Here is a 9,899-nt window from a genome sequence, read left to right on the forward strand (position 1 = left end):
ATTTCACTTCTGCCCCTCTAGGATGGATTCACTCCTCGTTTCAACTTGATTCAGCTCGCCTTCGTTGCGGGCTTTTTTTTGCCCGCGCAACCGGTCGAACCACAGGTAGACCACCGGCGTGGTGTAGAGCGTCAGCAGTTGCGACACCGCCAACCCGCCGACAATGGCGATCCCCAGGGGCTGACGCAATTCCGAACCCGCGCCGTGCCCGAAGGCCAGGGGCACGGCACCGAGCAGCGCCGCCAGCGAAGTCATCAGGATCGGCCGCAGGCGCAGCAGGCAGGCCTCATGCACCGCCTCTCGCGGCGCCATGCCACCACGCTCGGCCTCCAGGGTGAAGTCGACGATCATGATCGCGTTCTTCTTGACGATGCCGATCAGCAGGATGATCCCGATCATGCCCAGCACCGACAGGTCCTGCCCGCAGATGATCAACGCCAACAAGGCGCCGAAGCCGGCCGAGGGCAAGGTGGAAATGATCGTCAGCGGATGGATGGCGTTTTCATAGAGCACCCCGAGAACGATATAGACCGTCAGGATCGCCGCCAGGATCAGCCAGGGTTGCGACTTGAGCGAGTCCTTGAAGGCCTGGGCGGTGCCCTGGAAACTCCCCGACACCGTGTCCGGCAGGCCCACCGCCAGCGAAGCCTTCTCGATGGCGTTGACCGCATCGCTCAAGGCCTGCCCCGGGGCCAGGTCGAACGACAGGGTAATGGCCGGGAACACACCCTGGTGGTTGATGATGATCGGCGCCAGCTCGTTGCGGATACTCGCCAGCATATCCAGCGGCACCATGCCCCCGGTGGTCGAACGCACATACAGGTGCTTGAGGGTGTCGATGGACATCTGCCAGCGCGGATCGAGTTCGAGAATGACGTGGTTCTGGTCCAGCTGGGTGAACATGGTCGCGATCTGCCGTTGGCCGAAGGCGTCATAGAGCACGTCGTCGATCGCCTGCACATTGACCCCCAACCGCGCCGCCGAGGGCCGGTCGATCACCAGGGTCGCCTGGGGGGCGGCGCGCTGTTGGTCGGAGGTGACATTGCGTAGTTGCGGCAACTGTTTGAGACGGTCCAGCAGCAACCCGCTCCAATGGTCCAGCTCCTGGCTGTCCGGGTCCTGCAAGGTGTACTGGTACTGGGTCTTGCTGGCCCGGCCGCCGATCTGGATATCCTGGTTGGCTTGCAGGAACAGTTTGATGCCCTGGACCTTGTCGAGGGCCGGCTGCAAGCGCGCGATCACCTGCTGGGCGCTGGCCGTGCGCTGGTCGAACGGCTTGAGGTTGACCATCACCCGGCCCTGGCTGACCGTCGGGTTGGGGCCGATCCAGTAATAGGCCTTGGCCACCGCCGGGTCGGCGCTGACGATATCGGCCAGCAGCGCAACGCGCTGGCGCATGGCCTCCGGCGAGATATCCGAGGCGGCTTCGGCGACGCCCTGGATCAGGCCGGTGTCCTGCTGCGGGAAAAAGCCCTTGGGGATATACAGGTAGAGCATGGCCGTGGCGACGAAGGTGGCGACCGCCACGGCCAGGGTCAGGCGCTGGTGATCGAGCACCCACTCCAGGCTGCGTCGGTAGCCCTCGTGAATCCGGTTGTAGACCGCCTCGCAGGCATCGCCGAAACGGCTCGGGCGCGACTCGTGTTCCGGCTTGAGCAACCAGGCGCAGAGCATCGGTGTCACGGTCAGGGAGACCACGCCGGACATCAGGATCGCCACGCTGACCGTCACCGCGAACTCACGCATCAGCCGCCCGACGATGCCGCCCATCAACAGGATCGGCAGGAACACCGCGATCAGCGACACGGTCATCGAGACAATGGTGAAACCCACCTCGCGCAAACCGTCCACCGCCGCCTGGATCCGCGACTTGCCCATTTCCAGGTGGCGGACGATGTTTTCCATGACCACGATGGCGTCGTCCACCACGAAGCCGACGGCAATCGCCAGGCCCATGATCGACAGGTTGTCCAGGCTGTAGCCCAGCAGGTACATCACGGCAAAGGTCGCCACCAGCGACAGCGGGATGGTCAGGGTCGGGATCAGGGTCGCCGTGGCCTTGCGCAGGAACACGAAGATCACCACGACCACCAGGGCGATGGACAGCAGCAAGGTGAACTGCACGTCGTTGACCGAGGCATTGATGGTCTGGGTGCGGTCGCCGACCACCTGGACCTGCACATCCCGGGGCAAGGACGCGGTCAGGGCCGGCAGGCTGGCCTTGATATTGGCGATGGTCGACAGCACGTTGAAGCCCGGCTGCTTGTGGATGTCGACGATCACCGTCGGCTGGCCGTCGATACCGGCGGCCTGCTGGGTGTCCTCGGCACCATCGATGACCCGGCCCAGGTCGCCGAGCTTGATCGGAACCCCGGCCTTGTAGGCCACCACCAGTTCGCGATAACCCTTGGGGTCGAGCAGTTGGTCGGTGGCATCGAGGGTCACCGAGCGATACTGGCCGTTGAGGTTGCCCTTGGGTTGATCGAGGGTGCTGAGGCCGACGATGCTGCGCACTTCCTCCAGGGTCAGGCCACGGGCCGCCAGGGCATCCGGGTCGATCTGGATGCGCACCGCCGGCTTCTGCTCGCCATGGAAATCCACCAGGCCGACGCCGGGCATCTGCGACAGGCGCTGGGCCAGGTAGTTGTCGGCGTAGCGATCCAGCTCCGGCAAGGTCCGCGTCGGCGAGGTCAGGGCCAGGGACAGCACGGTGAACTCCGCCGGGTTGACCTTGTTGAAGGTCGGCGTGCTGGTCATGGTTTTCGGCAAGGTCGCGCTGGCGGTGTTGATCGCCGTCTGCACGTCCTGGGCCGCGCCGTCGATATTACGCGACAGGTCGAACTGCAGGACGATCTGGGTCTTGCCCGAGGAACTCGAGGAGGTCATCGAGGTGACCTGGGGCACGGCGGCGAAGGCCCGTTCCAGCGGCGTCGCCACCGAGGTCGCCATGGTTTCGGCGCTGGCCCCGGAGAGCTTGGCGGTGACCTGGATGGTGGGAAAGTCCACCGTCGGCAACGGCGCCACCGGCAGTTGAAAATAGGCAAAAGTGCCCAGCAGCATCACCCCCAGGGCCAGCAGGCACAGGCCCGTGCGGCGCTGGATCAGACCGGCGAGCAGGTTCATGGCTTGCCTCCGGCGCTGCCGCTCAACGCCACCTCAGGTGCCGCTGGGCCCGTGTCCAGGCTGACCGGCTTGACCTTGAGCCCGGGGGCGATCCGCGACTGGCCCTGGACCACCACCACTTCACCCGGCGCCAGGCCGTCCTTGATCCACTGCTGGCCGTCGACCACCGTCGCCGCCGTCACCTGCCGTGGCTCGACCCGCTGGTCGGCATTGACCACATAGACGAAGTCGCCCTTCTGCCCTTGCTGCACCGCATTGGCCGGCACCACGGTGACGGCCTTCTGGGTATTCACCAGCAGACGCGCGCCCACCAGTTGGCCGGGCCAGAGCTGCTGGCCGGCATTGTGAAATTGCGCCTTGAGCTGGATCTGCCCGCTGGCGGCGATCACCTGGCTGTCGATAAAGCTCAGGGAGCCGCTCGCCAGTTGCTGATGGCCGTCGCGGCTCATGGCGAGCACCTGCAAGGGGGCCACGGCGTTTTCCTTGAGGATCCGCGCCAGGTCGTCCTGGGACACCGCGAAGGCCACCGAGATCGGGTCCATCTGCGTCAGGGTCACCAGGCCCGTGGCATCGGTGCCGTGGACAATCGAACCGACGTCCAGCAGGCGTTGCCCGGTCCGGCCGGTGAACGGCGCGTCGATCCGGGTGAAAGCCAGTTGCAGGCGGGCATTCTCCAGGGCCGCCTGGTCGGCCTGGACCGTGGCCTGCTGGGCCGCCAACTGGGCCCGGTAGGTGTCGACATCCTGGGTCGGGCCGGCCTTGGCCGCTGCCAGCTTGCTGGCCCGGTCGAGGTTGACCTTGAGGTTGGCCAACTGCGCCTGGTCCTTGCTGACCAGCGCCTGGGCCTGGGCCACCTGTGCCTGGTAGACCCGTGGATCGATCTGCGCCAACTGACTGCCGGCGTTGACCATCTGGCCTTCGGTAAACAGGACTTTCTGCAGCTCGCCGTCGACCCGCACCCGCACATTGACGGTGTTGAGGGGCTGGACGTTGCCGATGGCGTCGATCCAGATCGGCAGATCCTTTTGCCCCGCCGCCTGCATCACCACCGGGATAGCGCTATCAACAGGAGCTGTCGGTGCCGCCTGGACGCGGTCGATCCATTGGGTCTTGATCAACAGCGAAGCGCCGAGCATGGCGACGACCAGCAGGCCGAGGCGCAGACGACGAGGTTGGGATGGCGCCTGGGGTGAGTGCTTCATGGCTGAACGACCTGAAAGGGAGAAGAAGGAGTGGCGGCGGCCAGGGTCGGCGCGCTGAAATCGCCGCCGATGGCGCGAAACAGGCCGACGGCGGCCTGCAGATGCTGGAGGCGCACCTGCAACAGGCTGTCTTCGGCCTGGTACTGGGTGCGCTCGACCACCAGCAGCGTCTGGAAATCGGTGGAGCCGAGGCGGTAACGAACCTGGGCCAGGCGCGCGGCTTCGCGGGCGGAGCCGACGGCGGCCTGGTTCAGGCTGTAGGCCTGGTCCAGTTGCCGCGCTGCGCTGAGCTGGGTTTCCACATCACGCAGGGCTTCGATGATCGAGGCGCGATAGCTGGCGGTCAGTTCCCGCACATGGGCCTGGTCGGCGTGCAGTTGTCCGGTCAGTTGGCCGCCGCTGAACACCGGCTGGGTCAGGTTGCCGACGATGCTCCAGATATGCCCGCCGGCCAGGGTGTCGATACCACCGAGCAGGTCCAGGGAAAGGTTGGGCAGGAACGCCGCCCGGGCCACGCCGACGTCGTAGTTGGCTGAAACCAGGCGCGCTTCTGCGGCCTGGATATCCGGGCGTTGGCGCACCAGGCCGACGGGCAGGCCGACCTTGGGTTGTGGCACCTGGAGGGCATCGAGCCCGGTTTGCTGGACCTCGAAGCCTTCAGGCGGCACGCCCACCAGCGTCGCCAGTTGATACTTGGCCGCGTCGAGCTGCTGTTGCAACAGCGGCACGGCGGCCTGGAAGGTTTGCTGGGCATTGCGCTGCTGTTCGACTTCCAGTCTCGACACCGCGCCCTGGCTGGCCTGCACCTGCACCAGATCGAGGACCTGGCTGGCATCGGCGGCGATGGACTGGGCCAGGCGCACGCGGTCTTGCAGCGAGAGGACCTGGAAATAGCTGTCGGCGATGCTCGCGCCGAGGGTCATGCGCAGGGTCTGGGCGTCGAACTGGCTGGCGTTGGCCAGGGCCTGGGAGGAATCGGCGGTGGCCCGTTGTTTGCCCCAGAAGTCCACTTCATAAGTGGCCTCGGCAAAGACGCTGGATTTTTTCGTGCTGCCGTAGTTGTTCTGGCGCTGGTAGTTGCCGCCCAGGGACAGGTTGGGGTATTGCCCGGCGCCGGCCACCTGGGCGATGGCCCGGGCCTGGTCGACCCGGCTCACAGCGGCCTTGAGGCTGTAGTTGTCGTTCAGGCCACGGGCAATCAGGCCATCGAGCTCGGCACTGTGGAACTCACGCCACCAGGGCCCGCCCACGGCGTCGGCCGCAGTGGTGGACGGGTCCTTGGCCGACCATTGCGGGGCCAGGGGCAAGGCCGGCTGCTGGTAGCCCGGCACCAGCGAGCAGCCACTCAACAGCGTCAGGCCGGCCAAGGCCAGGGCGCGGAACAGTCGGCTTGGGGCCTGAGGTGGATGAAAAGCCTCGAATCTCGGCGTGAGAAGCATCTACGGGATATCTCCAGAACCTGTGTGGCAGAGCCATCGATCAGATTCCGAAGCTATCAGGCGCAGGCCCGCGTCCCGTTCCTCCAAAGCTAAATTTTAGTTTAGGTAAATATCATGTGAACGCGGTTCCTTGTAGGAGCCAGCTTGCTGGCGATGGACGTCAACGATAACGCGGGGCATCTGATACCCAGCGGAGCCTGGACGACCATCGCGAGCAAGCTCGCTCCTACAGAGGCGGCGTTGACCGCGGTGGCGCATCAAGGGGGTCTTCGCCGTCCTGCAGCAAGCGATAGCCCACCCCCGGCACGGTCTGGATCAGCGAATGGCTGAAGCCGGCATCCAGTTTGCGGCGCAACCGATAGATGTGTTTGTCGATCACGTTGTCGATGGGGTCGAAGTCATAGTCCCAGGCGCTTTCCAGCAGCATGCTGCGGGTCACCACTTCATCGCAGTGGCGCATCAGCTTTTCCAGGATCAGCGACTCGCGCTGCTGCAGGACAATGACCTGCCCTTCACGGGTGGCGGTGCGCGCGGCGCAATCCAGTTGCAGGCGGCCGACCCGCAAGGTCCGCGACAATCCCACCACCGGATCACGGCCACGCTGCAAGGCTTCGAGCCGGGCAAGCACCTCGACAAAGGCATAGGGCTTGGCCAGGTAATCATCACACCCGGCGCGCAAGCCTTCGACCCGCTGGGCGGTGGAATCCAGGGCGCTGAGCATCAGCACCGGCGTGCGCAAGCCCTGGCGCCGCAGTTCCTGGACCAACGCAAGACCGTCCAGCCCCGGCAGTTTGCGGTCGACGATCAAGGCGTCGTAGATCCTTTCCAGGGCCATGTCCAGGCCACTGCGGCCATCGTCGACGGTATCGGTGACGTGCCCGCTTTCATTGAGACCACGCACCAGGTAGCTGGCTGCCTTGGCGTCATCCTCGATGACCAGGATTCTCAAGACCGGCTCCGTGCTGGTTCAGCTAAACTTTTTTTCATATTGACGCGACCTTTCAGATAAACCCGGTTTGGCACACTATGCCGGTCGACCAACCAACCACGATTCACTGGCCAGCCAGATTCCTCCGGGGTCCGTGCAAGACTACCACCCTCTCTCATTCTGTGAAGTGCCCATGACCCATGTTCTGGTCGTCGAGGACGACCCCGCCACTGCCCGGGAGATCGAAGCCGCCCTGCAAGACCACGGCTTCGATGTCACCCACGTCGATAACGGTCGAGAAGGCCTGGTTCGCGCCATCAGCGACAGCTACGACGTTATCGTTCTCGACCGCATGCTCCCCGGTGCCCTCGATGGCCTGGGCATGCTCACCGCCTTGCGCGCTTCGGGTATCGCCACGCCGGTGCTGATCCTCAGCGCCCTCAGCGCGCTCGACGAACGGGTGCGTGGCCTGCGGGCCGGCGGTGACGACTACCTGACCAAGCCCTTCGAGTTCATCGAGCTGACCGCCCGCCTCGATGCCTTGAGCCGCCGCCGGGTCGCTCCCAGCGAGGAACGGGTCAACCGCCTGCGGGTCGGCAACCTGGAGCTGGATCTGCTCAAGCGCAGTGTCAAGCGCGGCGAACGGATGGTCGAGCTGTTGCCCCGGGAATACGCCCTGCTCGAATACCTGGTGCAACACGCCGAACAGGTGGTGACACGGACCATGCTGTTCGAGGCCGTGTGGAACTACGCCTATGACGAACGCACCAATGTCATTGAAGTGCATATGGGCCGTTTGCGCCGCAAGGTCGATGGCGACGGCGAGGAACCGATGATCCATACCATTCGCGGGGCAGGCTATGTTCTACGCTCACCTGCGTGAAATCCCCCGCACCATCAGTTTCCGCACGGCGCTGATGTCCCTGGCGCTGTTCAGTTGCTCGTTCCTCGCGCTGTTCGGTTATATCTATTGGCAAACCGCCGGCTACCTGATGGCCGAGGTCGATACCGCCCTTTATCGGCAGATCGACAACCGTAGCGCGCAGCCCGAAGACCTGCGCCTGGCGGAAATCCGCAAGCACTCCGAACAGGATATCGACGGTCGCCTGCCCCACGGCCTCTATGATGCCCAAGGCCAGCTGATTGCCGGACCGGTCATTGAAATGCCGGCCTTCAAGGGCTACGACAAACCCGCCGAATTCAACTGGAAGCAGCCGCAAAAAAAGAGCCGGCCGATCCGCTTCGTCATGCATCGCCTGGACAATGGCCAGACCCTGATGGTGGCCCAGGATATCCATGACCTCAGCGAGTTCGACGAGTTGCTGGTCAACGCGATGGTCTCCGGCGGCTCGCTGCTGCTGGTGGTGGGCCTGCTCGGGGCGGTCGGGCTGGGCTACGCGGCGCGCCGACGGCTGGATGTGCTGACCCGTTCCATCGAACGCATCGTCAAGGGCCACCTCAACGAGCGCCTGCCGACCCGTGGCAACCGTGACGATATCGACCGTATCGCCACGGTGGTCAACCAGATGCTCGACGAGCTGGAGCGCCTGATGAGCGAGGTCAAGGGTGTCTGCGACGATATCGCCCACGACTTGCGCACGCCCCTCACCCGCTTGCTCGCGGGCCTGGAACGGGCCCAGCGCCGGCACCTGCGCGAGGAGGAATACCAGGCGGCCATCGACAACGCCATCGAGGATGCCCAGGGTTTGCTGTCGACCTTCCGAGCGCTGTTGCGGATTTCCGAGATCGAAGCCAGCGCCCGGCGCAGCAGCTTTGCCGAGATCGACCTGAACCGTATCGCCGCCGATGCCGTCGAGTTTTTCGAGCCCTTGGCCGAAGAGCGTGGTATCGAACTGACCTTGAATTGCGCGCCCGCGCCCTGCCTGATTTTCGGCGATGCGCAGTTGCTGTTCGATGCAACCTGCAACCTGCTGGACAACGCCATCAAGTTTTCGCCTGACCATAGCCGGGTGCAGGTGGCGGTGATGGATACCCCGGACAGACGTGGACTGTGCGTGGTGGACAATGGTCCGGGGATTCCCGAAGCCGAGCGCGAAGCGGTGTTCCGGCGGTTGTACCGTTCCGAGTCCAGTCGGCATACGGCGGGCAACGGGCTGGGATTGAGCATGGTGGCGGCGGTGGCACGGCTGCATGATATGCGCCTTGAGGTGCGGGATGCCCAGCCGGGTTGCCGAATCGAGTTGATGGTCAGCGCCTGAAGGCACCTCTAACCTGTAGGAGCAGGGCTTGCCCGCGAAGCTTTTGGCGGTCTTGAAGGCCTATTCGCTGCGATGCGGCGCCCCGATAAGCCAGGCTCCTACAAGAGACCGTGTTTCAGCCTTGAGGAAGGCGCTGCAGCAGTTGCTCGAACGCCGCCAGCACCTGCTGCGGCCTCTCCAACATCAACTGGTGCCCACACGCCTCCAGCACCTGGAACTGTGCATCCGGCAACTGCCGCGCCAGCGCCTCACCACCGCTGGCCGGGGTCAGGCCGTCGCTGTCGCCGGCCAGGATCTGGACCGGCAACCTCAGTTGCGCCACCCGCTCGGCCTCGGGCCACTGCACACCCTGCACCAGCCCCTTGAACACATACAGCCGATTACGCTCGGTCAACTTCTCCTCATACGCCAGCAAGCGCGGGTCGACGGACGGATGCCAGGCCCGCTCGCGAAATCCCTTGGCCAACACCGGCCGGATCAGCTCCAGTATCCAGGCCGGCAACGCCAGCAAGCCGCCGCGACTCAAGGGCCGATGCAGTTGCGTGCCGAGCAGCAAGGCGCCACTGACCGAATTCACCTGCAACAACGCGCTGAGGGTCAACCCGGTGCCAAAGGAGTGGGCCACGATCAGGTTGCGCTCACCTCCGAAGCGCCGCAGCAGCTCCACGACATCCGCCACCAATTCCTTCCAGGCATAGGCCGCCGCCCGCCGCGGCTTGTCGCTCTCGCCATGACCCAGCAGATCCCAGGCCACCAGGCTATAGCCCTGCTCGCCGAGGGCTTGCCATTGCTCGCGCCACTGATCCTTGTTGCCCCCCGCGCCATGGCAGAAAAACACCACGGTCGCGGCTTTCTCCGTTCCCGGACGATGGGCCACGCTGAGGCGTCGCCCGGGACGGACTTCCAGCCGTTCACCCCGCACCAGGGGCAGATGACTAAAGGATCGAAACTCGGTCATGGGTGTGACAGTCCTGTGCAAGAGAAAAAG

The 9,899-nt window shown here is 64.8% G+C and carries 7 protein-coding genes; 2 read left to right on the plus strand and 5 right to left on the minus strand.

The features are described 5' to 3' along the window. Positions 1-3 precede the first annotated feature (3 nt). From M5C01_RS25650 to M5C01_RS25665, 4 genes are all read right to left on the minus strand, one after another. A complete protein-coding gene (locus M5C01_RS25650; protein ID WP_152741391.1) occupies positions 4-3,123 on the minus strand; it encodes an efflux RND transporter permease subunit in 3,120 nt (1,039 codons plus the stop codon). Beyond that, complete coding sequence (locus M5C01_RS25655; RefSeq protein WP_103495103.1) at positions 3,120-4,325, minus strand: efflux RND transporter periplasmic adaptor subunit; 1,206 nt, start codon at positions 4,323-4,325, stop codon at positions 3,120-3,122. The genes M5C01_RS25650 and M5C01_RS25655 overlap by 4 nt, the downstream gene beginning before the upstream one ends. Beyond that, positions 4,322-5,764 (minus strand): efflux transporter outer membrane subunit, encoded by a 1,443-nt coding sequence (locus M5C01_RS25660; RefSeq protein WP_152741392.1) that lies wholly within the window; start codon positions 5,762-5,764, stop codon positions 4,322-4,324. Before M5C01_RS25660 ends, M5C01_RS25655 begins: the two co-directional genes overlap by 4 nt. Positions 5,765-5,990: 226 nt before the next feature. Then, positions 5,991-6,713 (minus strand): response regulator transcription factor, encoded by a 723-nt coding sequence (locus tag M5C01_RS25665; RefSeq protein ID WP_152741393.1) that lies wholly within the window; start codon positions 6,711-6,713, stop codon positions 5,991-5,993. A 172-nt stretch (positions 6,714-6,885) separates the two neighbouring features. Here M5C01_RS25665 and M5C01_RS25670 point away from each other — a divergent pair, with 172 nt between their 5' ends. Both M5C01_RS25670 and M5C01_RS25675 read left to right on the plus strand, forming a co-directional pair. After that, the gene (locus tag M5C01_RS25670; protein WP_103495106.1) at positions 6,886-7,575 is read left to right on the plus strand and encodes a response regulator transcription factor; all 690 of its coding nucleotides are present in this window, start codon (positions 6,886-6,888) and stop codon (positions 7,573-7,575) included. Next, positions 7,553-8,911 (plus strand): HAMP domain-containing sensor histidine kinase, encoded by a 1,359-nt coding sequence (locus tag M5C01_RS25675; RefSeq protein WP_248764409.1) that lies wholly within the window; start codon positions 7,553-7,555, stop codon positions 8,909-8,911. The genes M5C01_RS25670 and M5C01_RS25675 overlap by 23 nt, the downstream gene beginning before the upstream one ends. A gap of 115 nt (positions 8,912-9,026) precedes the next feature. On the opposite strand, the gene M5C01_RS25680 is transcribed toward M5C01_RS25675, so the two are convergent. Then, the gene (locus M5C01_RS25680) at positions 9,027-9,869 is read right to left on the minus strand and encodes an alpha/beta hydrolase (RefSeq protein WP_152741394.1); all 843 of its coding nucleotides are present in this window, start codon (positions 9,867-9,869) and stop codon (positions 9,027-9,029) included. Positions 9,870-9,899: the final 30 nt, after the last annotated feature.

The sequence above is a fragment of the Pseudomonas sp. MWU12-2319 genome, assembly GCF_023242525.1.
In the GTDB taxonomy this organism is placed as follows: domain Bacteria; phylum Pseudomonadota; class Gammaproteobacteria; order Pseudomonadales; family Pseudomonadaceae; genus Aquipseudomonas; species Aquipseudomonas gingeri_D.

Excerpts from the sequence above, each read along its gene's own strand:
- M5C01_RS25660 (WP_152741392.1), bottom strand. The coding sequence starts at position 5,764 with ATGCTTCTCACGCCGAGATTCGAGGCTTTTCATCCACCTCAGGCCCCA.
- M5C01_RS25655 (WP_103495103.1), bottom strand. The coding sequence starts at position 4,325 with ATGAAGCACTCACCCCAGGCGCCATCCCAACCTCGTCGTCTGCGCCTC.
- M5C01_RS25675 (WP_248764409.1), top strand. The coding sequence starts at position 7,553 with ATGTTCTACGCTCACCTGCGTGAAATCCCCCGCACCATCAGTTTCCGC.
- M5C01_RS25650 (WP_152741391.1), bottom strand. The coding sequence starts at position 3,123 with ATGAACCTGCTCGCCGGTCTGATCCAGCGCCGCACGGGCCTGTGCCTG.
- M5C01_RS25670 (WP_103495106.1), top strand. The coding sequence starts at position 6,886 with ATGACCCATGTTCTGGTCGTCGAGGACGACCCCGCCACTGCCCGGGAG.
- M5C01_RS25680 (WP_152741394.1), bottom strand. The coding sequence starts at position 9,869 with ATGACCGAGTTTCGATCCTTTAGTCATCTGCCCCTGGTGCGGGGTGAA.